This is a genomic window from Kitasatospora sp. NPDC088742 (genome assembly GCF_055584905.1).
This window is the reverse complement of sequence record NZ_JBVJLD010000042.1, coordinates 22,829-43,915: the sequence shown is the minus strand read 5'-3', so window position 1 is coordinate 43,915 and position 21,087 is coordinate 22,829. Positions and strand designations below refer to the sequence as shown.

Annotated in this window: 18 protein-coding genes; 15 read left to right on the top strand and 3 right to left on the bottom strand. The window is 75.7% G+C overall.

The window, feature by feature from the left end; translation table 11 throughout:
• Window positions 1-136: 136 nt before the first annotated feature.
• From ACZ6ZR_RS27970 to ACZ6ZR_RS27950, 5 genes are all read left to right on the top strand, one after another.
• The gene (locus ACZ6ZR_RS27970) at window positions 137-1,660 is read left to right on the top strand and encodes a hypothetical protein (protein WP_465646878.1); all 1,524 of its coding nucleotides are present in this window, start codon (window positions 137-139) and stop codon (window positions 1,658-1,660) included.
• Window positions 1,661-1,874: 214 nt separating this feature from the next.
• Entirely contained in the window at window positions 1,875-2,750 is an 876-nt protein-coding gene (locus tag ACZ6ZR_RS27965; protein ID WP_465646876.1) for a hypothetical protein, read from the top strand.
• A 46-nt stretch (window positions 2,751-2,796) separates the two neighbouring features.
• Window positions 2,797-7,341: a hypothetical protein gene (locus tag ACZ6ZR_RS27960; RefSeq protein ID WP_465646874.1), complete on the top strand. Its 4,545-nt coding sequence runs from the start codon at window positions 2,797-2,799 to the stop codon at window positions 7,339-7,341.
• Window positions 7,342-7,411: 70 nt separating this feature from the next.
• On the top strand, window positions 7,412-7,591 hold the full coding sequence (locus tag ACZ6ZR_RS27955; protein WP_465646872.1) for a hypothetical protein: 180 nt from the start codon (window positions 7,412-7,414) through the stop codon (window positions 7,589-7,591).
• Window positions 7,592-7,651: 60 nt separating this feature from the next.
• The gene (locus ACZ6ZR_RS27950; protein ID WP_465646870.1) at window positions 7,652-8,332 is read left to right on the top strand and encodes a DUF6215 domain-containing protein; all 681 of its coding nucleotides are present in this window, start codon (window positions 7,652-7,654) and stop codon (window positions 8,330-8,332) included.
• Window positions 8,333-8,339: 7 nt separating this feature from the next.
• Here the strand turns inward: ACZ6ZR_RS27950 and ACZ6ZR_RS27945 are convergent, their stop codons facing one another.
• Entirely contained in the window at window positions 8,340-8,669 is a 330-nt protein-coding gene (locus ACZ6ZR_RS27945; protein WP_465646868.1) for an ArsR/SmtB family transcription factor, read from the bottom strand.
• A 92-nt stretch (window positions 8,670-8,761) separates the two neighbouring features.
• Here ACZ6ZR_RS27945 and ACZ6ZR_RS27940 point away from each other — a divergent pair, with 92 nt between their 5' ends.
• On the top strand, window positions 8,762-9,856 hold the full coding sequence (locus ACZ6ZR_RS27940; protein ID WP_465646866.1) for an NADH:flavin oxidoreductase/NADH oxidase: 1,095 nt from the start codon (window positions 8,762-8,764) through the stop codon (window positions 9,854-9,856).
• A 39-nt stretch (window positions 9,857-9,895) separates the two neighbouring features.
• On the opposite strand, the gene ACZ6ZR_RS27935 is transcribed toward ACZ6ZR_RS27940, so the two are convergent.
• Window positions 9,896-10,186 carry a hypothetical protein gene (locus ACZ6ZR_RS27935; protein ID WP_465646865.1) on the bottom strand — a complete coding sequence of 97 codons (291 nt, stop codon included), beginning with the start codon at window positions 10,184-10,186 and terminating at the stop codon, window positions 9,896-9,898.
• A gap of 258 nt (window positions 10,187-10,444) precedes the next feature.
• On the opposite strand from ACZ6ZR_RS27935, the gene ACZ6ZR_RS27930 reads away from it, so the two are divergent.
• The 9 genes from ACZ6ZR_RS27930 to ACZ6ZR_RS27890 all read left to right on the top strand — a co-directional run bounded on the left by ACZ6ZR_RS27930 (window position 10,445) and on the right by ACZ6ZR_RS27890 (window position 20,289).
• Window positions 10,445-10,699 (top strand): hypothetical protein, encoded by a 255-nt coding sequence (locus ACZ6ZR_RS27930; protein WP_465646863.1) that lies wholly within the window; start codon window positions 10,445-10,447, stop codon window positions 10,697-10,699.
• Window positions 10,696-11,847, top strand: coding sequence for a hypothetical protein (locus tag ACZ6ZR_RS27925; RefSeq protein WP_465646861.1), 1,152 nt, complete (start codon window positions 10,696-10,698; stop codon window positions 11,845-11,847). Before ACZ6ZR_RS27930 ends, ACZ6ZR_RS27925 begins: the two co-directional genes overlap by 4 nt.
• An 86-nt stretch (window positions 11,848-11,933) precedes the next feature.
• Window positions 11,934-12,098 (top strand): hypothetical protein, encoded by a 165-nt coding sequence (locus tag ACZ6ZR_RS27920; RefSeq protein WP_465646859.1) that lies wholly within the window; start codon window positions 11,934-11,936, stop codon window positions 12,096-12,098.
• A gap of 82 nt (window positions 12,099-12,180) precedes the next feature.
• Window positions 12,181-13,371 carry a diaminopimelate decarboxylase family protein gene (locus ACZ6ZR_RS27915; RefSeq protein ID WP_465646857.1) on the top strand — a complete coding sequence of 397 codons (1,191 nt, stop codon included), beginning with the start codon at window positions 12,181-12,183 and terminating at the stop codon, window positions 13,369-13,371.
• Complete coding sequence (locus ACZ6ZR_RS27910; protein WP_465646855.1) at window positions 13,368-14,822, top strand: hypothetical protein; 1,455 nt, start codon at window positions 13,368-13,370, stop codon at window positions 14,820-14,822. The genes ACZ6ZR_RS27915 and ACZ6ZR_RS27910 overlap by 4 nt, the downstream gene beginning before the upstream one ends.
• The gene (locus ACZ6ZR_RS27905; RefSeq protein WP_465646853.1) at window positions 14,819-16,417 is read left to right on the top strand and encodes an ABC transporter transmembrane domain-containing protein; all 1,599 of its coding nucleotides are present in this window, start codon (window positions 14,819-14,821) and stop codon (window positions 16,415-16,417) included. The genes ACZ6ZR_RS27910 and ACZ6ZR_RS27905 overlap by 4 nt, the downstream gene beginning before the upstream one ends.
• Entirely contained in the window at window positions 16,410-18,194 is a 1,785-nt protein-coding gene (locus ACZ6ZR_RS27900) for an ABC transporter ATP-binding protein (RefSeq protein WP_465646851.1), read from the top strand. Before ACZ6ZR_RS27905 ends, ACZ6ZR_RS27900 begins: the two co-directional genes overlap by 8 nt.
• Window positions 18,191-19,396, top strand: a complete 1,206-nt coding sequence (locus ACZ6ZR_RS27895; RefSeq protein WP_465646849.1) for an arginase family protein — start codon at window positions 18,191-18,193, stop codon at window positions 19,394-19,396. The genes ACZ6ZR_RS27900 and ACZ6ZR_RS27895 overlap by 4 nt, the downstream gene beginning before the upstream one ends.
• Window positions 19,396-20,289, top strand: a complete 894-nt coding sequence (locus tag ACZ6ZR_RS27890) for a GNAT family N-acetyltransferase (RefSeq protein ID WP_465646847.1) — start codon at window positions 19,396-19,398, stop codon at window positions 20,287-20,289. The genes ACZ6ZR_RS27895 and ACZ6ZR_RS27890 overlap by 1 nt, the downstream gene beginning before the upstream one ends.
• A 23-nt stretch (window positions 20,290-20,312) precedes the next feature.
• Here the strand turns inward: ACZ6ZR_RS27890 and ACZ6ZR_RS27885 are convergent, their stop codons facing one another.
• Window positions 20,313-21,005, bottom strand: coding sequence for a FadR/GntR family transcriptional regulator (locus ACZ6ZR_RS27885; protein WP_465646846.1), 693 nt, complete (start codon window positions 21,003-21,005; stop codon window positions 20,313-20,315).
• Window positions 21,006-21,087: the final 82 nt, after the last annotated feature.

Here is a 21,087-nt window from a genome sequence, read left to right as displayed (position 1 = left end):
ATCCGTCCCGACCTGCGCAGCAGTGACTCTAGACCTACTAACTGAACATGTTCAACTCGCCTTTCGGGGCCGTTCCCGAGCCTCCCAACAGGGACGTTTCGGACCTTGTCGCCATGAACCTCTAACCTTGTCCACCGTGACCACCGCAGTTCAGCCCACCGAGCCCGTGCTCCGGCCGCCCGCCCCCGGTGCCGCCCGCCCCGCCCCGGGCCCGGCCGCCGACGAGGGGCTGGCCCGCCGGCTCAAGGCGCTGGCCTGCACCGCGCCCCTGCACGACCTGGACAGCCGCAAGGTCAACCTGGCGGGCGAGTACACCTCCTACGCGATGGCCGAGGTCGGCCTCTCCGCGATCGACCTCGTCACGCTCAACATGGACTTCGACACCGGGGCCGACCGCGACATAGTGCTGGCCCGCATGCTGCCCCGGGTCGCCGCGCAGAACCCGGCCCGCACCACCGCCGAGCACGAGCGGGTGGCCCGCTGGGTGCTGGAATCGCTGATCAACGTCGGCAGCGTCGACCGCGGCTTCCGCGCCGTCTACGGCACCTTCGGCTCCGACGGCAGCTACGTCAGGCGCGACTACGACTTCAAGCTGATCGAGGAGGTCCCCGGCCCTGACGGCGGGGTCTACCTGCGCACCACCGACGAGGCGGTCAACGTCCTGGTCGGCGCCCTCGACACCGACGTCACCTCGGCCCAGATCGCCGCCGAGGTCAAGCTCGAGGTCCTGATCAGCCGCGGCCGGCTGGCCGACGCCCAGCTCGCCGCGGAGCAGGCCCGCTACCGCACCGTCCAGTTCGCCGAGACCCTGCGCCGCGCCCTCGACGCCACCCGGCGCAACGTCCGCGCGGTCGACTGGATGCAGGCCGTCCCCGACCTGATCGACGAGGCGCTCGGCCACATCTCCGACCGCTACCGGCACGAGAACGCGATCCTCACCAACATCCGCAAGGCCCGCGACGAGGCCGAGGACCAGGAGCACAAGCGCCGCGCCGCCGAGCTGGTCGACATCGTCAAGGACTGCATCCGCCGCCACACCCAGCTGCAGACCCGCCTGCTGGAGGCCGGCCCGCTGTTCCGCGCCGAACAGGACCGGCAGGCCTTCGCCGCCCCCTCCGCCCGCAGCGGCATCGACCTGTACGGGCAGCTGCTCGCACCGCTGCTGGAGCTGCCGGTCAGTCAGGCCACCCGGCCCACCGACGCGTTCTTCACCCGGGGCACCGGGCTGCGCACACCCGTCTCGGTCCGGATGACCGACCTGGTGGACCTGCTGCTCACCCCGCCGGTCGAGCGCGAGCACCTCGGCGCGGAGCTCCCCGACCCGGACCTGGTGGCCACCCCCGACGACAGCCGGTTCTCCGACGAGCAGCTGGAGGCGGCCCAGGAGCTGCTCGACCTCCCGCCCGACGCACCCCGCCGCCTCTCCGGCCTGCTCGCCGAGGCCCGCCTCAAGGACCCCGACCTGCCCTACCTGGTCGCCCTCCTCGCCATCCACTCGGCCAGCCCGCCGGTCGGCACGGCCTACCGCCAGGGCGAGGAACGCCTGCTCTTCGCAGTGGACGACGGCACCCGCCTCGACGACCCCGAGTTCGGCGGCGCCGACCTCATCGTCGGCAGCGCCCTCCTCGACGCCGCAGGCATGGCGGCCGACCGCCAATGACGAGAGTGGCTACCCCAGGGGCGCGAGGAACTGCGCGCAGCGGCAGGCAACCAAGCCGCAGTGAACGACGCACAGTCAGTTGCCGCCTCTGCCGTGACCCGTACCCGCCCACCCACCGGCAACGCCCCACCGTCGCCGGCGTACGGACCCGTGCCGTCCCCCAGCGCGCAGTTCCCCGCGCCCCCGGTGTAACCAACGAGGAGTACCGCACGTGATGACCGACCAGTCCTGGGAGACCGAGGAGGAGCCCGCGGCCCCGGCGCCCGCGGCGGCCCTCACGCCGGCCGACGTCGCCGACGCCGCCCGTCTGGTCTCCTTCGGTCTCCAGGCCAAGCTGCTCCCCGCCCGCGACGCGGAGTACGCCGAGCTGATCCGCCGTCACCGCGAGGACCCGGGCTTCGCCCGCCTCGCGGACGCCGTCGCGGCCGGCCTCGGCCTGGTCGTGCTGGAGGTCTCGCCCCGCGCGGGGATGGCCGTGGCCGCGGCCGAGGACTCGCTCTTCGCGGTGCGGATGGGCGACTACTCCCGCCGCGCCGCCGGCGACGCCACCGACCGCTTCCTGCACGGCCTGGCCCACCTGGCCACCGCCGCGATGGCCTTCCCCCGCCCGGAGGACCTGGCGGACGACGCGTACCTGGGCCGGATCACGGTCAACGGCGTGGACGCCTTCGTCCGGCAGGCCTGCCGCCGTCTCGAAGAGCGTGCCGAGGCCGCCGGGGACAACACCGACCCCACCTCGGACGCCCCCGGTCTCGAAGCCGCCTGGCGCGTCTGGGCCCGCCGCTCCGCGACCGGGGCCACCAAGGATGCCCGCCGGCTCTCCGGTTCGACCATCGGCATCGTCTCCAAGGCGGTGCTGTTCCTGGTCGACTCCGGCTTCCTGCAGAAGACCTCCGACGACGCCGGCGGCACCTACCGCACCACCGCCCGCTACCAGCTCCAGGTCCGCGACCTGGCGGGCAGCGCCGCGCTGGCCGAGCTGATCGACCTGGGCGTGGTCGCGGTCACCGACGGCACCGCCACCCTCCTCCCCGCCGACCACAGCGAGGAGCTGGTCGCCGACGCGGGCCTGCCGTTCCACAGTCTCTGAGCACCCGTCAGACCAACCCGAACCGTCAACTGGAGAACCGCCGCACATGTACGAGCTCAACCGGGTCCGCCTGTACTCGATCGGACCGGCCGGCGCCCGCTACGCCGACACGGTGCTCGACCTGCGCGGCGTCGGTGAGCCGGTGGCCGAGCCGAGGCCGCAGCAGATCGGCCTGTTCGGCGAGGAGCCGGAGGGCCCGCAGCGCCGCCCCGCCCCGGCCGGCGTGCTGTTCCTGGAGAACGGCGGCGGCAAGTCCGTCCTGCTCAAGCTGATCTTCTCCGTGATGCTCCCGGGCCACCGGAACACCCTCGGCGGCGCCTCCTCCGGCGTGCTGCGCAAGTTCCTGCTCGCCGACGACTGCGGCCACGTCGCGCTGGAGTGGCAGCACACCGTCACCGGCGAGCTGATCGTGGTCGGCAAGGTCAGCGAGTGGAGGGGCCGTCAGGTCTCCTCCGACCCGCGCAAGTTCGCCGAGTCCTGGTACTCCTTCCGCCCCGGGCCCGGGATGACGCTGGACGCCCTGCCGGTGGCCGAGCGGGCCGGCCTGGCGGGCGACCAGAAGACCCGGGGCCGCCGCCGCACCATGAAGGGCTTCCGGGACGCGATGACCGAGGCCGGCAAGGCCGCCCCGCACCTGGACCTGGTCTTCGAGGACATCCACGACCGGTGGAACGAGCACCTCGGCGAGCTCGGCCTCGACCCCGAACTGTTCCGCTACCAGCGCGAGATGAACGCGGACGAGGGCGAGGCGGCCGGTCTCTTCGCGGTCAAGCACGACTCCGACTTCACCGACCTGCTGCTGCGCGCCGTCACCGACACCCGGGACACCGACGGCCTGGCCGACCTGGTGCACGGCTTCGCCGCCAAGCTCGGCCGCCGCTCCGAGCTGACCGCCGAGTGCGAGTTCACGGCCGGCTCGCTCGACCTGCTCCAGCGGATCGTGGACGCCACCGCCGCCCGCGAGTCGGTCCGCGAGCTGCACCGCACCGCCGACCGCCGCTCCCGCAGGCTCGCCCAGTCGCTGACCGTCCGGGCCGCCGCCGAGCGGGACCGCGCCCAGGACCTGGCGGTCGAGGTGGCCGCCGCCGCGAGCGCGGTGACCGCCGCCGAGAGCGACCGCACCCGGCACTCGCTGATCACCGCCGAGCTGACCCACCGTCACGCCACCCTGGGCCTGGCCGCCGCCACCACCGAGGCCGCCGTGCTGCGCCGCGAGCTGACCGAGGCCCGCACCCTGTACTCCGCCTGGCAGGCCGCCGAGGCGGTGCTGCGCCACCGCGCCGCCGCCGACCGGGTGGCCAGGGTCGCGGTCGCCATCCAGGAGGCCGAGCTGGACGCGGCCCCCGCGCTGGCCGCCCGGAACAAGGCCGCCGGGGCGCTGGCCCGGGCGCTGGAGAGCGCCGCCGGGGCCGCCGAGCTGAGGGCCGATCAGGAGGAGGCCCGGTCCGAGGAGTTGCAGGCCGACGGCGCCCGGGCGCAGGGCGAGGCCACCGCCGCCGCCACCGCCGCGCAGAAGGCCCGCTCCGAGACGGGCCACCTGGAGCAGCGGCTGGCCGAGGTGGAGCAGGAGACCCAGGCCGCCGTGGAGGCCGGCTGGATCGACGCCGGGACGGAGGAGCCCGACCCGGCCCGGGCCGCGCTGCACGCCGCCGATGCCGAGAAGGAGGCCACCGCCGCCCTTGACCAGGCCCGCGCCGCCGCCGAGCAGTCCGCCGCCCGGGCCCGGGAGACCGGCGCCCTGGAGGCCAAGGCCGAGCTGGCCGCCGCCCGGGCCAGCGACGCGTACCAGAGCGCCCACCGCGCGCTCTCCGCCGAGCAGCGCACCGCCGCCCTGCTGGCCGCCGAGCCCCGCCTGGCCGAGCTGCTCGCGCTGCGGCCGTACCAGGGCGAGGAGACCGAGGGCCATCTGACGCCCGCTCTGCTGGACGCCAACGCCGAGGAGCTGCAGGAGCGGCTCGACACCGCGGTGAGCACCGCCGAGCGCACCCTCTTCGACCTGCGCACCGCCGCGGCGGACGACTCCCGGATCCTGGCCGCGCTCGGCGACGGCGGCCTGCTGCCGCCCGGCCCGGACGTGCTGGCCACCGTCGAGTACCTCGGCGAGCAGGGCATCCCGGCGCTGCCCGGCTGGCGCTACCTGGCCCAGTCGGTGGACCCGGCCGACCACGAGGCGATCCTGGCCGCCCGCCCGGAGCTGGTCGACGGCGTGGTGGTGACGGACCCTCAGTCCCTGGACCGGGCCCGGGAGGCGCTGCAGAGCGCGGCCCTGCTGCCCCGCTCCACCGTGGCGGTCGGCACCGCCGCCGCGCTGATCGCCCCGCTCGGCGGGGAGCCGGCGTTCTTCCTGGTGCCGCCGAACCCGGCCATGCACAACGAGGGCGCGGCCGACGAGGAGCGCCGCGAGCTGCGCACCCGGGCCACCGCCCGCGAGGAGCACATCCGCGAGCTGGCCGCCCGGCTCGGCGGGGACCGCGCGCTCGGTGCCCGGCTGGCCTCCTGGCTCCAGCAGTGCCCGCCCGGCACCCTGGCCGAGCTGACCGAGGCCACCCTGGCGGCCGCCACCCGGGCCGAGACCGCCGCCGCCGAGCTGGCCACCCTGCGGGCCGAGCACGGCGAGGCGGAGGCCGACCAGTACGCGGCCGCCGCCGCGTACGAGGAGCGCCGGGAGGCCGCCCAGCGCACCCGCCGCCGCGCCGACGCGCTGGCCGGCCTGGCCTTCCGGCTGCGGGAGCGGGCCAACTGGGCCCGCCGCCGCCGCGAGCTGGCCGAGGACGCCGCCGAGTGCGACCGCCGCCAGGCCGTCTGCGCCGAGCGCGCCCGGACCTGCGACGAGGACCGCCGGGCCGCCCAGCGGGCCGCCGACGACGCCCGCCGCACCGTCCGCACCCTGCGGGCCGAGCGCGCCGAGCTCTCGGTGGTCGAGGAGACCGAGCGGATCACCGAGGTGGCCGCCTCGCTGCCCGCCCTGCGCGAGGCCTACCGGGCCGCCGCCCAGCTGTACGAGAAGGTCGGCGTCGGCGCCGACCTGCGGGCCGAGCAGGCCCGGGCCGAGAGCGACGAGACCGCCTCGGCCGCCGAGCTTGACCGGCTGACCAACAAGGTCCGCACCCGGGCCGAGGAGCTGCTCGCCAGCCCGGACGGCGCCGACGGCCCGGCCCGGCAGGCCGCCGCCGCCCGGGCCGAGAGCCTGGTCGCCACCATCGAGGCCCGCTCCGCCACCGCCCTGGAGCAGCTCGGCCGGCTGCGCGGCGAGGCCGAGCGCTCCGCCCCCGCCACCGGCGAGGCGCACACCGAGCTGCCCGAGGACCTCGTCCCGGCCGACCCCGAGCACGCCCAGCTGCTGCTGCGCACCGCCACCTCCCGCCTCGCCGAGCGGCGCGAGACGGTGGACACCGCCCGCACCGCGCTGGCCGACCTCCAGCGCACCCTGGACGCCGCCCAGTCGGCGGCCGCCGACTTCGACGAGGCGTCAGGTCAGCTGCGCGACGGCCTCCGTGACCACCACGGCGAGGAGGAGGCCCCGGCCGTCGAGCCCTACCTCGGCTCGCTGGCCGAGGCCCGCACCGCCACCGCCGAGTCCCGGCGCGCGCTGCGCTCCGCCTCGGCGGAGCTGACGGCGGGTGAACTCGCCGTCCGGGACGCCTCCGACGCCCTGGTCCGGCACGCCAACGCGGCCCGTTACGAGGCCGTCCGCACCCCGGCCCGCCAGCAGATCCGCGAGCTGCCCGCCGCCGCCCTGCCCGAGCACGCCGCCGCCTGGGCCGCCGCCTTCGCCCCGAGGCTGCGGGTGCTCACCGACGAGCTGGCCCAGCTGGAGCGCAACCGCGGCTCCATCGTGGACCGGCTGCGCGGTCTGGTGGAGTCCTCGCTCACCACGCTGCGGGCCGCCCAGCGGCTCTCCCGGCTGCCCGAGGGCCTGGGGGAGTGGTCCGGCCAGGAGTTCCTGCGGATCCGCTTCGAGGACCCGGACCACGCGACCCTGGTGGAGCGGCTCGGCGAGGTGATCGACGAGGCCACCCGGTCGGCGGTGCGGAAGAACAGCGACCTGCGGCGTGACGGCATGTCACTCCTGCTCCGGGGCGTGGCCGCCGCGATCGGACCCAAGGGCGTCTCGGTGGAGATCCTCAAGCCCGACGCGGTGCTGCGCGCCGAGCGGGTGAGCGTGGGTCAGATGTCCGACGTGTTCTCCGGCGGCCAGCTGCTCACCGCCGCCATCGCGCTCTACTGCACGATGGCCGCGCTGCGGGCCAACGACCGGGGCCAGTCCCAGCTGCGGCACGCCGGCACGCTCTTCCTGGACAACCCGATCGGCCGGGCCAACGCGACCTACCTGCTGGAGCTCCAGCGGGCGGTGGCCGACGCCCTCGGCGTCCAGCTGATCTACACCACCGGCCTCTTCGACACCACCGCGCTGGCCGAGTTCCCGCTGGTCATCCGGCTGCGCAACGACGCGGACCTGCGGGCCGGCCTCAAGTACATCTCGGTGGAGGAGCACCTGCGCCCGGGCCTGCCCGCCCCGCAGGCCCCGGACGCCCCGGTGATCCACGGCGAGATCACCGCCACCCGGATGTTCAAGCGCCCGACGGAGTGATCCCGGACGGGGCCGGGCGGAGCGAGCGGCGGAGTGCCGCGCCCGGCCCCCGGGGTGTCATGCTGGTGGCGTGTTCGAGGACGAACTGCGTGAGCAGCTGACCCTGGCCCGCCTCGCCCTCTCCCGGGCCCGCGAGGAGGGCGACGACGACGGCGTGGACGCCTACCGCGGCCGGATCCGGGGCCTGCTCCGGATCGCCGCCCACCACGGCGTCGACCTCCCGCACACCCCGGAGGAAGAAAGCTACTGACCGGTTCGTCGAGACGCTATGATCACCCGGCTCGCAAGCGCGATCGTCGGGGGGCGACGGATGACGGACGGTACGGAGGTGCCCGGCAAGGGCACCAGGAACGTGGTGGGCCAGGTCGTGGCGGCGGTGCTGCTGGTGGTGCCGCTGCTGCTCGGGGTCTGGCTGATGCGGGGTCAGGAGCCGTCGGGGTCCAAGGGGCCCGAGTGTCCGGGGGCGAGGGCCCACGACGGCCCCGAGGTCCCGGCGCTCTGCGCGGCACTCATCCGGCCGGGCCTGCCCGAGCTGCTCGGCGTTCCGGGCGACCAGGTCGCGGTGGCGGAGACCGGCGGCGGCACGGTGGACGGCGTCGCCATCGAGAACACCTCGGCCGAGGCCAGGGTGGGGCAGTACCGGGTCAGGCTGGCCGACAACCGTGAGACCTCTCCGGTGGAGGCCGCGTTCCTCGGCTCCTCGGTGACCGACGGCACCCTGCTGGGCCACCGTGCGGTCGCCTTCACCGAGCCCACCATCGGCATCAGGATCAACCTGCTCGGCGGCGGCGGGAAGAGTGCCCCGGGCGGTGTCGCCCAGAACCTCGCGGTGGCCAAGGGCCCGCTCCGGGGCGGTGGCAGCTACCAGCTGACGGTCTGGCGCAACGACGCGCTGCCGGTGGACGAGGCCGTGGTCCGGCGGATCGCCACCGAACTGCTGCCCGTCCTGCCGGGCTGGGTCGCGGACACCGCTGCCCCGCCGAAGGTCTGAGGCCGCGTCAGGGCGCCGCCCGCTCGGTGCGGTGGGCGCCCAGGACGCTGGTCAGCAGGCCGGGGAAGAGCTCCTCCAGGTCCTCGGTGCGCAGACAGCTCATCCGCGAGGTGCCCCGGCGGTGCTGGCGGATCACACCCGCCTCGCGGAGCACCTTGAAGTGGTGGGTGCTGGTGGACTTGGTCACCGGCAGGGCGAAGGCCTGGCAGGCCATCTCGTGGGAGCCGTCCGCGAGTTCGGCCGCGATCCGCAGGCGGACCGGGTCGGCGAGGGCGTGCAGGACGGCGGCGAGCTTGATCTCCGCCAGGGTGGGTTCGGGGAGTCGGGTCTCGGTCACGTGTTCATAGTACGAGAAGCGTCGTAGTTTGACAGCTGCCGTAGTACGAGGGATACCGTAATAGCGAGCACCATCCCGTCGAAGGAGCCACCGTGAGTGCCCTGTTCGAGCCCCTCGTCCTGCGTGAGCTGACCGTCCCCAACCGGGTCTGGATGGCCGCGATGTGCATGTACTCGGCCGCTTCGGACGGCCCCGAGGTCGGCGCCGCCACCGACTTCCACCTGGCCCACTACGCCGCCCGCGCGGCCGGCGGCGCCGGTCTGGTGATCACCGAGGCCACCGCCGTCCTCCCCGAGGGCCGGATCTCGCCGTGGGACCTGGGGCTGTGGACCGACCGGCAGCAGGAGCAGGCGGCCCGGGTGGCCGCGCTGGTCACCTCGCTGGGCGCCGTCCCGGCCGTCCAGCTGGCCCACGCCGGGCGCAAGGCCGGCACCGACCGCCCCTGGCTGGGCGGCAAGCCGCTGCCGGCGGGCTCCGTCGGCGGGCAGCCGGTCGGCCCCTCGGCGGTGGGTTTCTCCGCGGAGCACGTCCAGCCGCACGAGCTGACGGTGGAGGAGATCCAGGAGGTGGTGCGGGCCTTCGCCGACTCCGCCCGCCGCGCCCTGGCCGCCGGGTTCAAGACCGTGGAGATCCACGGCGCCCACGGCTACCTGATCCACTCCTTCCTCTCCCCGCACTCCAACCACCGCACCGACGGCTACGGCGGCGACTTCGCCGGCCGGGCCCGGCTGGCCCTGGAGGTCACCGACGCGGTCCGCGCGGTCTGGCCCGCCGAGCTCCCGCTGCTGTTCCGGGTCTCCGCCACCGACTGGCTGGAGCCGGAGGCCCCGGGCTGGACCTCGGAGGAGACGGTCCGGCTGGCCAAGGAGCTCCAGGCGCGCGGCGTCGACCTGATCGACGTCTCCACCGGCGGGAACGTGGCCGACGCCCACATCCCGGCCGCCCCCGGCTTCCAGGTCCGCTTCGCCACCGAGGTCCGCGAGGGCGCCGGCCTGCCCACCGGCGCGGTCGGCCTGATCACCGAGCCCGAGCAGGCCGAGCGGATCGTCACCGAGGGCGAGGCCGACGTGGTCCTGCTCGGCCGGGCCCTGCTCGCCGACCCCTACTGGCCGCAGCGCGCCGCCCGCGAGCTGGGCGCCGCGACCCGCTACCCCGTGCAGCACGCCTACACCGTGCGCGGGCGCTGACGCACCCTCAGGCCTCTTGTGGCGCCCGGCCGGGAAGACTCAGGCCGGGCGCCGCCGCCGATCACTGCCCGCCATCGGCGAGTTGGCGTGCGGGCCGCGCATCCGCTGGGCGGCGATCTGACGGGAGATCACGATCTCCAGCAGGCTCCACGCGGTGCCGAACACCCCGACGGCCATCGCCACCAGGGCGGGCGTCAGCAGCCAGGTGCGGGCGTACGAGGCGAGGGTGGCGACGATCAGGCCGACCAGGGTGAACGAGAAGGACAACCACGCCCGTACGGCGGCGGCCCGCACCTCGTCCGGCAGACGGCGACGACGTGCAGCTGGCATTCCGGGCACCTCCGAAGCTCGAGCGGGCTCCCCCGCCCGCTCCCACAGCCTGCCCAGCCGGGCCGGAGCCATTCCGTCGGGTCCGTCCGGGCGTGTCCGCATTCCGCTTCCCGACCGGCATATGCCCGTTTCCCCGGTGGGGCGGAAAGGCCTCGCACGACCGTTGACGTGGTCCTGGCGAGCGCAGTAGCTTCGGGGCACTCCGAAAGACCGGAGTGATTCCAGTAAAACGGGGGAACCACCATGGAATCAGAGGTCGTGTCCCGGACGTCCGGATGGATTCTCGAACCGTTCGCCGATCTTTCGGCGGCCTTCGTGTTCTTCGAGTCCCCGGTCCGGGTGGCCGTGCTGGACAGGTTGAGCTGGTACGTCCTGGAGCTCTGCGACGGGCGCCCGGCGGCCGGGATCGCCGAGCGGGTGCGGGCCCTCGGCCTGCCCGGCGGCCCCGAGCGGGCCGGGCGGGTGGTCGCCGAGCGGCTGGGCACCCTGCGGGCGAGCGGGCTGCTCGTATGAGCCCCGCCACCACGCGGCCCCAGGCCTTCCGGGCCGGGGCGCGGGAGCTGCACGCGAGGGTGGAGCGGCACCTCTCCACCGGGATCTTCGGGGACGGCGCCGCCATCGCCGGCACCGCCGCCGCCTACTACCGGGGAGCCGCCCGGGTCTGCGCCGGCGCCACCGGCACCGACCCGGCGGCGGTCGCCCCGACGGACCGTCCGTACGCCGAGAGCCTGCGCCGGGCTGCCGTCGACGAGGCCCTGCGGGAATGCAGCGCCCGGCGGCCGGAGAACGGCCGGGAGGCACTGGCCCGTTATGTCGAACTGAATGCCCGGATATCCGAGGATCCGGAGCTGGAAGCCGATTCGGAGACGAAGGGGGAAAACGGTCCGGAATTCCCCCGGATCGGCCCCGGCCACTGGGCCACCGGGTATTTCCTCGAGCTTTTCGGCTCCACCACGACCGTCGGCGGGGCCCAGGTCGAGGCGCTGCCCGCCGCCGTCACGCCGCAGGCCGAGGCAGCCCGGGCCCGGGCCGTGGCGCTGGCCGCCCGCGGCCTGCCCGGGCTGGCGGGCGGCGTGCTCTCCGCCGCCCGGCGGGTGGTGCCCTACCGGGCGGAGCAGCCGTACAGCGGGTACACCAACGCCGCGCCGCTGTTCGTCTTCGTCGCCGAGCAGACCTTCCGTCAGGACGGGCTGGCCGCCGAGCTCCTGGTGCACGAGAGCCTGCACCAGAAGCTGAACGACATCAGCCTGGCCCGCTCGCTGTTCCGCCCCGACTACCACGACGAGCGGTCCGCCACGGTGGAGGTGCCCTGGTCCTTCGGCTCCAGCCGCACCCGCCGCTTCAGCGCCGACCGGACCTTCGCGGCCTTCCACGTCTACACCCACCAGGCCCTGCTCTACCTCGGCCTGGCGGTCACCGAGCCGGACAGCGAGCGGGAGGCGGCGGCGCTGGCCGAGACAGTGCTCGCCTGGGCCCGCGCCGCACACTTCGCCCGGGCGCTGGACGGCGGCCCGGTGACGGCCGAACTCGGCCCGGACGGCCACCACCTGACGCGCTGGCTGACCACCGCCGTGGACGCCCTCGGAGAGCTCCGCCTCCCCGACGGCTCCGCGCTGCGGGCCCACCTCGGCGCCCACCAGGGCGCCCACGACGCCGCCTGAGCCGCGGCGTCCCACCGACTGCGGCGTCCCATCCCGTCTCCCCGAGCCGCGGGGGAGCAGTGCGTCCTTGGAGAGGAGGTAGTGGCATGAGTGACATCGCCGCACTCGAGTCGGCCCTGTCGGAGGTCTTCGCCGAGTTCGAGGTCGAGGTCGAGGAAGGCACCACCGGTGCCGACGTGATGCAGACGGACATCCGTGTGATCCGCACGGAGCTGTCGGTCCTGGCGGGCTCCCGCCCGTCCGGCAACTGACGAACCGGGGGTCTGGAGGTGGCGCCGCCACCAGGCCCCCGACCGGAACGCACCCGCTCGACCATTCCCAGGAGAGCCGCCGATGCCCGCCACCAACGCCGAGCCCCTGGTCGGCGCCCCCAGCGAGGGCCTGCTGGCCCGGTTGGCCGGGTTGCCCTCGCCCGCGCTGCTGTACGACCTGGACAACCTGCGCCGCTCGGTCGAGCTGCTGCGCGCGGACGTCGAGGCGGTCGGGCACGCCGAGCTCAACCTGGCGCTGAAGGCCTGTCACACCCCGCGGGTGCTCTCCTTCCTGGCCTCGCTGGGCCTCGGCGCCGACGTCGCCTCGGTCGGCGAGCTCGCCCTGGCCGTGCTGGCGGGCTTCGGCCGGATCACCGCCACCGGCCCCTCCTTCCGGGCCGGCGACCTGCCGCTGCTGGAGGAGCACGGCGTGGTGGCGGACGCGAGCTCGGTCGAGCAGCTCGCCGAGTTCTGCACCGCCCGCCCCGGCCGCCCGGTCGGCCTGCGGCTGCGGGTCCCGTTGCCGGAGGCGATCGAGGACGGCTCGACCACCTTCGGAGCCGGCAGCCGCTTCGGCGTGTACGCCACCGACCCGAGGATCGGCGAGGTGCTGGAGCGCACCGGCTGCCGCCTCACCCGGCTGCACACCCACACCGGCCAGATGACGCCCCGTCACCTGCGCTACAAGCTCCGCTACCTGCTCGCGGTGGCCGCCTCCTACCCCGACGTCGAGGAGATCGACCTCGGCGGCGGCTTCTTCAGCCTCTACACCGACCGCCTGCGCACCCTGCGCACCTGGCGGCAGGTGACCGAGGACCTGGCCGACTTCACCCGGCGCACCGGCCGCACCGTGCGCCTGCAGTTCGAGCCCGGCGGCGCCGTCCTCGCCCCGCACGGCTACCTGGTCACCACCGTCCGCTCGGTGGAGCACGACCACCCGCACTTCAAGGCCGACGTGCTCACCGTGGACTGCTCCGCCTGGAACTTCGCCCCCTGGCACCGCCCCCAGCTGGTGCCGCTGACCGGCCCGCGCGAGGACGAACGGCTGCGCCCCACCCTGCTGGCCGGGGACACCCTCTACGAGAACGACTTCTTCGGCACCGACGTGCTCGGCCGCCGCAGCCCCGCCCCGCTGCCCGCCCTGCGGGCGGGGGACCGGGTGGTGCTGACCGCCTCCGGCGCGTACACCCGGACCAACTCCCGGCGGTTCAACCTGCTGCCGCTGCCCACCGAGTACGCGCTCGCCGACGGGAAGGTCGAGGAGCTCGGGTGAGCGGAGAGCTGGCGCTGGAGCGGGAGCTGCTGGCCGGGATGGCCGAGCTGGCCGCCGGGCAGGGCGGCGAGGACGCCGCCGCCTGGGCCGTGCTGGAGCGCGAGGTGCGGGGCACCTCGGGGGAGGGCCCGGAGGCCGAGCGGCGCCTCGAACTGGCGTCCCGTCAGGTCCGCACCCTGCTGCTGCGCCGGGGCCACCGGCTGGACGAGCGCTTCCAGCGCTCGCCCGACCTCGCCCAGGAGCGCACCCTGCCCGGCGGCGCCCCGCTGCGGCACGGCTACGAGCGCAGCCTGCCCGCCGAGGCGGTGGAGCGTTCGCTGGCCGCCCGTTCGAGCGCCCCGCCCGAGGGCTGGGAGCGCACCGTGCTGGCCTTCGGCAGCGGGATGGCCGCCCTCTCCCAACTGGTCCAGGCGCTGGCCTACCTGACGGCCCCCACCGAGCGCCGCCCGCTGCGGGTGGACTTCTGGGGCGACTACTTCGAGACCGGCCTGCTGCTGGAGTACCTCTCCGGCGCCACCCTGCGCCCGCGCGCGCTGGCGCCCGGCCGGCTGGCCGAGGCCTGGGCCGGGCCGGAGGCGCCGGACGTGCTGCTGGCCGAACCGGTCCGCTACAACTGGGCGTTGGACGTGCTGGACGTCGGAGCCCTGGTGAACGGCTGGCGGCGCGGCCCGCACCGGCCGCCGGTGGTCGTGCTGGACACCACCCTGGTCTCCCCGGCCTGGCCCCGGGCCGCCGTGCTCAAGGCGCTGGCCTCGCCCGCCGGGGCACCGCTGGTGGTCGAGGTGCGCTCCGGCCTCAAGCTCGACCAGCAGGGCCTGGAGGTGGCCAACCTCGGCGTGCTGGAGATCCACCAGCACCGCACCCACACCGGGGAGCTGACGGCCCGTCGGCTGGCCGAGACCTTGCGGCTGGCCCGGGCCACCGCCGGCCAGGGCCTGGCCGCCCCGGCGGTGGCCGCCCTGGACGCGCCCTTCCTGCTGGACGAGACCTGGACCAGACGGCACGCCGGGCAGGTGTACCGGAACAACGCCCGCCTGGCCGAGCGGCTGGCCTCCGCGCCCCGCCCGCTGTTCCGCACCGTCGCCCACCCGGCGCTGGCCTCCTCCGCGCCGGGCCCCGCCGCCTGGCGCGGACAGAGCCCCTTCGTGGTGGTCGAGCTGCGCGAGGACGCGCTCGCCGACCACGGCCTGCTGCTGGCGGCGATCCGGCACGAGGTGGCCCGGCGCGGCCTGGCCGCCGTCTACGGCAACAGCTTCGGCTTCCGCACCACCCGCTTCGAGACCGTCGTGCCCCGCACGGCCACCGGCGAGGGGCTGTTCAAGCTCGCCGCCGGCTCCCGGGGCGGCCCCTCGCTCGACCTGTTCTGTGACCTGCTGCTCGACATCGGAGACCACCAGTCCATGAAAGACCTGCGCGCGACCTACGACCTGGCACCGGTGGGGCTGACGTGAGCGACCCTCAGACGGACGCCCCCCTGCGGGAACTGACCGCCCGGATCCTGCGGGACGAGCGGCGCCCGCTGGCCGCCTTCGCCGTGCTGGCGCTGGCCGGGGCGGCGGCCGAGGCGGCGCTGCCCTGGCTGGTCGGGGCCGCCCTCGGCGCGGCGGTCGGCGAGGGCGGCGGGCTGCCCCGGTACGTGGCCGCGCTCGGCGCGGCGATCGCCACCGGCGTCGCCACCAACGTCACCCGGCACGTGATCGCCGCCCGGCTGAAGCTGCGGGCCACCGCCGCGCTGCTGACGGAGATCGGCGAGAAGACCGCCCGCGCCCCGCAGGACGTGGCCGCCCACACCCCGCCCGCCGAGGTGGCCACCGTGGCGGCGTACGACGTCGGCCGGGTGGCCGGCTTCCCGGTGGTGCGGATCAGGCTGGCCGCCTCGGTGCTCGGCCTGCTGGTGGTGGCGGCCTACCTGCTGCTGATCTCCCCCTGGGTCACCCTGCTGGTGCTGGCCGGGGTCCCCGGCCTGATGTGGCTCACCGGCAAGGTGGCCGAGCCGCTGGAGGAGCGCCGCGAGCAGCAGCGCGAGGCGCTCGGCACGGTGGCCGCGCTCAGCTCCGACATCGGCCTGGGGCTGCGGGTGCTGCGCGGCCTGGGCGCCGAGCGGGTGGTGCGCGAGCGCTACCGTGCCGCCTCGGCCGCCACCGAGCGGGCCGGGGTGGCGGTGGCCCGCACCGAGGCCCTGCTGCTGGTCTCCGGCACCCTGCTGCCCGGCCTCTTCCTGGCCGGCCTGGTCTGGCTCGGCGGCACCCTGGCCGCCGCCGGATCGGTTCCCGCCACCGACCTGGTCACCTTCTACACCGCCTCCGCCTACCTGGTCGCCCCGGTCACCACCGCCGCCGGGTACGGCGCGGCCCGGGCCGGCGCCCGGGTGGCCGCGCGGAACGTCACCGGCCTGCTGGCCGCCCCCGAGCGGCCCTGGACGGGCACCGCCGAGGTGCCCCGCGACGCCGAGCCCGCCGACGGCCTGACGGGCCTTCGGATCCCGCGCGGCGGCCTCAGCGTGCTGGCCGCCCCCGGCGGCTACGACCCGGACCGGCTGGCCCGCCGCCTGATCGGCCTGACGGTGGAACAGGGCGCCACCCTGGCCGGCCGCCCGGTGCGCGAGTACGACCCCGAGGCGCTGGGCGCGGCCGTGCGGATCCAGGGCGCCCGCCCCGTGCTGTTCTCCGGCCGGGTGCGCGAGGTGCTGGACCCGGCCGCCCGGTACGGCGACCGCGAGCTCACCGCCGCGCTGCGCGCCGCCGCCGCGGACGACGTGGTGGAGCGGCTGCCCGGCGGCCTTGACGCCCGGATCGACGCCGAGGGCCGCAACCTCTCCGGCGGCCAGCGCCAACGCCTGGCGCTGGCACGCTCGTTGGTCGGCGACCCGCCCGTACTGGTACTGGTCGAACCGACCACCGCGCTGGACGCCGTCACCGAGATCGAGATCGCCCGCCGGGTGGCCGAGCACCGGCGCGGCCGCACGACCCTGGTGCTGGGCTCCGCCGGGGCGTTCCGCGCGGTGGCCGACCACGTCCTGGCCGTCGAGGAGGGCTGCGATGTCTGACACTCCCTCGGTTTCCGCCGTCCTGCCGGTCGCCGACCGCGCGGCCGTCCGCCGCCGGGTCCGTGAGCTCGCCGCCCGCTTCAAGGGCCGGCTGACCGCCGTCGTGCTGGTCCACGCGGCCGCCGTGGCCGGCGGGCTGGTGCCGCCGCTGGTGCTCGGCTCCCTGGTGGACCGGATCGCGGCCGGGCGGGACGTCGGCCTGCTCGGCCCGGTGCTGCTGATCCTGGCCGCCCTCGCGGTCCACGCCGGTCTGGCCTTCGCCGCCGCCTCCTGGTCCTTCGCCCTCGGCGAGCGGATCTTCGCGATCCTGCGCAACGACTTCCTGGACGGCCTGCTCGCCATGCCCGTCCAGGAGGTGGAGCGGGTCGACCAGGGCGAGGTGCTCTCCCGCTCCACCTCCGACATGGACGCCGTCCAGGACATCACCCGCACCGGCCTGCCCGAGACGGTGGTCGGCACCGTCACGGTGGCGATGACCCTCGGCGCCGCCTTCCTGGTCGACCCGCTGGTCGCGCTCGGCTGCCTGGTCGGCGTCCCGCCGATCCTGCTCTCCACCCGCCGGTACGTGCGGCGCGCACCCGAGGCGTACGGGGCCGAGCTGGCCGCCCGGGCCGCCGCCACCGGGGTGCTCACCGAGACCGTCCGCGGCCACGAGGCGGTCGCCACCCTGCGCCTGGGCGCGGTCCGCCGGGACGAGGCCCGACGGAGCGTCACTTCCTGGCACCGGCTGGCCGGGGAGCCGGTCCGGCTGGAGCGGTCCTGGTTCCCCGCCGTGCAGGCGGGCTACCACCTGCCGCTGCTGGTGGTGGTCGGCTGGGGTGCCTGGCTGGTGCGCGGCGGCCACGCCCAGGTCGGCGACGTGGCGGTGATCGCGCTCTACCTGCGGGCGGTGCTGACCCCGCTGGACGACCTCATCTACTGGTTCGGCGAGGCCCAGGCCGCCGGAGCCGCACTCGGCCGCATCCTCGGTGTCGGCACCGGCTCCGAGGAGGTCGAGCTCCCGGCCGCCCGGACCTCGCCGGACGGGGCCGGGCTCCCGGTCCGCTGCGAGGCCGTGTCCTTCGGCTACACCGAGGGTGCCCCCGTCCTGCACGCCATCGACCTGGACGTGGCGGCCGGCGAGCGGGTCTGCCTGGTCGGAGCCTCCGGGGCGGGCAAGACGACCCTCGCCACCCTGCTGGCCGGCAGCCTGCGGCCCGGCTCCGGGCGGGTGCTGATCGGCCGTCAGGAGGCGTCCGCCGGCGGCCGCGAGGAGGTGGTGCTGGTCGCCCAGGAGGACCACGTCTTCCACGGCACCGTCCGGGACAATCTCACCCTGGCCCGCCCCGAGGCCGAGGACGCGGAGCTCTGGGCGGCCCTGGCCGCCGCCGATGCCGACGGCTGGGTCCGCGAACTGCCGGACGGCCTGGCCACCGCGCTCGGCGAGGACGCCCACCCGCCGACCCCGGCCCGGGCCCGCCAACTCGCCCTGGCCCGGCTCTTCCTGCGCCGCCCCCGGGTCCTGCTGCTCGACGAGGCCACCGCCGGCCTCTCCGAACGGGCCGCCGAGCACTTCACCGCCGAGCTCTCCCGCTCGCTCGCCGGCACCACCGTGATCCAGGTCGCCCACGACCTCTGGGCGGCCGAACGCAGCGACCGGGTGGTGGTGCTGGAGCACGGCCGGATCGTGGAGAGCGGCGCCCCGAAGGAGCTGCGCGACGCGGACGGCCCGTACGCCCGGCTGCGCACCGCCTGGCTCACCACCGTCGACCTCGCCCACGAGGGGCGGCGGAGATGAACGAGACCCTGATGGTCACCCCGGGCGCGGCCCGGCTGGAGGACGGCGGCGAGGAGAGCGAGCTGGTCTGGCCGGAGAGCGGACGCAGCGTCAGACTCGGCCGCCGGGCCCTGCACGTACTCTCCCAGTTCGCCGTCCCCGCCACCGCGGAGGCGGTCGCCGCCCGGCTGGAGCGCACCGCGCCCGGCAGCGCCGAGGCGGTCCGCCGGACGGTGGCCGTGCTGGTCGAGGCGGGCGCGCTCCGGGCCCAGACCGGCGCCGCCGGGCCCGAGCGCCGCACCGGCCTGTACGGCACCCCGCTCTCCACCGTGGCCGAGGCGCTCAACGGCCCGGCCGAGTTCGTGGTCCTCGGCGCCCCGTACGACCAGGGCGTCTCCTACCGGCCCGGCGCCCGGTTCGGCCCGGAGGCGCTGCGCCGGGTCAGCACCACCGTCTTCCGGAGCGACCCCGCGCTGCGCGGCATGTACGACGCCGAGCGGGACCGATGGCTGCTCGCCGGGGTCGGCCTGGCCGACGTCGGGGACCTGACCGCCGAGCCCGGAGCGGGCGGCGCGGACGTGCTGGACGGGGTAGAGCAGCTGGTCGCGCTCACCGCGCGGGCCGGCAAGGTCCCCGTGGTGCTCGGCGGCGACCACTCGATCACCCTGCGGGTGGTGGACGGCCTGACCCGCCGTCACCGCCGGATCGGCGTGCTGCACTTCGACGCCCACCACGACTACGGCCGGGCGCGCACCGGCCCGCGCACCGGCGTCCACCACGGGAACTTCCTGGACTGGGTGGTCGGCAGCGAGGCGGTGGCCTGCGTCGCCCAGTTCGGCGTCCGCCAGCTCACCCGCAACCGCCCCGAACCCTCCGACAAGCTCCACCGCTGGCCCGGCCGCACCGCCCTGGAGACCGACCCGGACGAGATCGTCCGCCGCCTGCCGGCCGGCCTGGAGTGGCACCTCAGCTTCGACCTGGACGTGCTCGACCCGGCCGTGATGCCCAGCACCGGCACCGTGCTGCCCGGCGGCTGGTCCTACCGCGAGGCGCTCGGCCTGGTCACCGCGCTCTGCGACCGCCTCCCGGTGGCCGGCCTCGACCTGGTCGAGTACCTGCCCGGCCCCGAGGAGGCCCCCGGCGTCACCGCCGCCGCCCTGCTGCTGCGCGCCCTGCACCACACCGCCGAGCACCGTCTCGCCGACCACCACCGGAGAACGTGATGACCGAGCTGCGGCAGCTGACCCAGGATCAGCTCCCCGAACTGAACGACGCCCTGGAGACCCACGGCCGGGGCGGCGCCGCCGGGGTGGACGGCCAGCGGATGGCCGTACTGGCGCGCTCGCTCGCCGACGGCGACGCCGTGGTGGCCCGGGTGGACGGCCGGATCGCCGGCTACGCCGCCAACCGGCAGGACTGGGGCGGGGGTTTCGCCCTGGTCGAGTGCGCGGGGGAGGTGCTCGGCCCCTGGCGGCGGCGCGGCTTGGGCGGCGCCCTGCTCGACTGGGCGGTGGACCGGGCCGCCGCCACCGCGTCCTCCACCCTGGTCGAGCTGGTGGTCGACTGCCTCGGCCACGACACCGGCCTGCGCGCCCTGCTGACGGCCCGTGGCTTCTCCGCCACCCCCTACCTGGAGGCCAGCGCCCCCGTCCGCCCGCTCCCGGCCGCCGACCCCGGCCTGGCCTTCCGCCTGCTCCGCCCCGGCGACGCCGGCCGGATGGGCGAGCTCTACCGCCGCGCCACCGCCGGAGCGGTCCGCACCCGCGGCGGCGACGAGGCGCTGGTCTCCACCCTCCGCCACCCCTGTCTGCGCCGGGAGTCCTGCCTGCTCGCCACCCTCCCCGACGACGGCCCCCCGGTTGGCTTCGCCCTCGCCCTCGAATGGCCGGACGCCCCGCACGACCTCTGGATCGACACCCTCTGCGCCGACCCCGACGCCCCCCGTCCCGGCATCGCCCGCGACCTGGCCGCCGAACTCATCCGCCGCGCCCCGGCCCCCTACCGCACCATCAGCCTCGGCGGCACCGCGGCCCTCCTCACCACCCTGACCGGCCTCGACTTCCACCCCACCCGCGAGTGGACCCGCCACGCGCTGCTGCTCACCGCAGCGCTGTAGGCGCTCTAGTGCCGGGCACGGCACTAGCCGAGTACGGCGTTCAGCTCGTCCAGCGCGCCCTGCACGATGGTGCGCATGGCCGTCTCGGCGTCCCCGGAGCGGCCCTCGCAGATCGCGTCGGCGACCTCGCGGTGCAGCGCGACCGCGTACGGCTCGGGCTGATGCGGCATCAGCTGGTGCTCGGTGCGGCCGGTGAGGACGGCGCCGACGGTGTCGCCGAGGTGGGCGAACATCTCGTTGCCCGAGGCGCGCAGCACCGTCGCGTGGAACGCGATGTCGTGCTGGAGGAAGACCGAGAGGTCGGAGCGGGCACTGACCGTCAGTTCGACCGCCAGGGCGCCGAGTTCGCGCCGGTGGTCGTCGGTGGCGTGGACGGCGGCCAGCGCGGCGGCGGCCGGCTCCACCGCGACCCGCAGCGAGCCCAGCGAGCGCAGCTGCGCGGAGCGGTCCGCCCCGGCGAGGCGCCAGCGGATCACCAGCGGGTCGAAGACGTCCCAGCCGGCCTTGGGCTGCACGGTGATGCCGACCCGGCGCCGGGAGGCCACCATCCGCATCGACTCCAGGATGCGCACCGCCTCCCGGACCACCGTCCGGGACACCCCGTACCTGGCCTCCAGCTCCTCGCCGCGCAGCACCGCGCCCTCGGGGATCTCGCCGGAGGCGATGGCCGGTCCGAGGTCGGCGAGCAGTCGGCCGGGCAGGCCCTGGATCTCCATCTGGTCAGGATATCTTCGCCACATATGTATGACGATTGGGTTGCCGCGTCTTGAATAAGTCATACCTTTGCGGCAGTGTCAG

Coding starts and splice junctions, on each gene's coding strand:
- ACZ6ZR_RS27965 (WP_465646876.1), top strand. CDS start 1,875: ATGACCGACCAGTCCTGGGAGACCGAGGAGGAGCCCGCGGCCCCGGCG.
- ACZ6ZR_RS27960 (WP_465646874.1), top strand. CDS start 2,797: ATGTACGAGCTCAACCGGGTCCGCCTGTACTCGATCGGACCGGCCGGC.
- ACZ6ZR_RS27950 (WP_465646870.1), top strand. CDS start 7,652: ATGACGGACGGTACGGAGGTGCCCGGCAAGGGCACCAGGAACGTGGTG.
- ACZ6ZR_RS27935 (WP_465646865.1), bottom strand. CDS start 10,186: ATGCCAGCTGCACGTCGTCGCCGTCTGCCGGACGAGGTGCGGGCCGCC.
- ACZ6ZR_RS27925 (WP_465646861.1), top strand. CDS start 10,696: ATGAGCCCCGCCACCACGCGGCCCCAGGCCTTCCGGGCCGGGGCGCGG.
- ACZ6ZR_RS27920 (WP_465646859.1), top strand. CDS start 11,934: ATGAGTGACATCGCCGCACTCGAGTCGGCCCTGTCGGAGGTCTTCGCC.
- ACZ6ZR_RS27915 (WP_465646857.1), top strand. CDS start 12,181: ATGCCCGCCACCAACGCCGAGCCCCTGGTCGGCGCCCCCAGCGAGGGC.
- ACZ6ZR_RS27900 (WP_465646851.1), top strand. CDS start 16,410: ATGTCTGACACTCCCTCGGTTTCCGCCGTCCTGCCGGTCGCCGACCGC.
- ACZ6ZR_RS27895 (WP_465646849.1), top strand. CDS start 18,191: ATGAACGAGACCCTGATGGTCACCCCGGGCGCGGCCCGGCTGGAGGAC.
- ACZ6ZR_RS27890 (WP_465646847.1), top strand. CDS start 19,396: ATGACCGAGCTGCGGCAGCTGACCCAGGATCAGCTCCCCGAACTGAAC.
- ACZ6ZR_RS27885 (WP_465646846.1), bottom strand. CDS start 21,005: ATGGAGATCCAGGGCCTGCCCGGCCGACTGCTCGCCGACCTCGGACCG.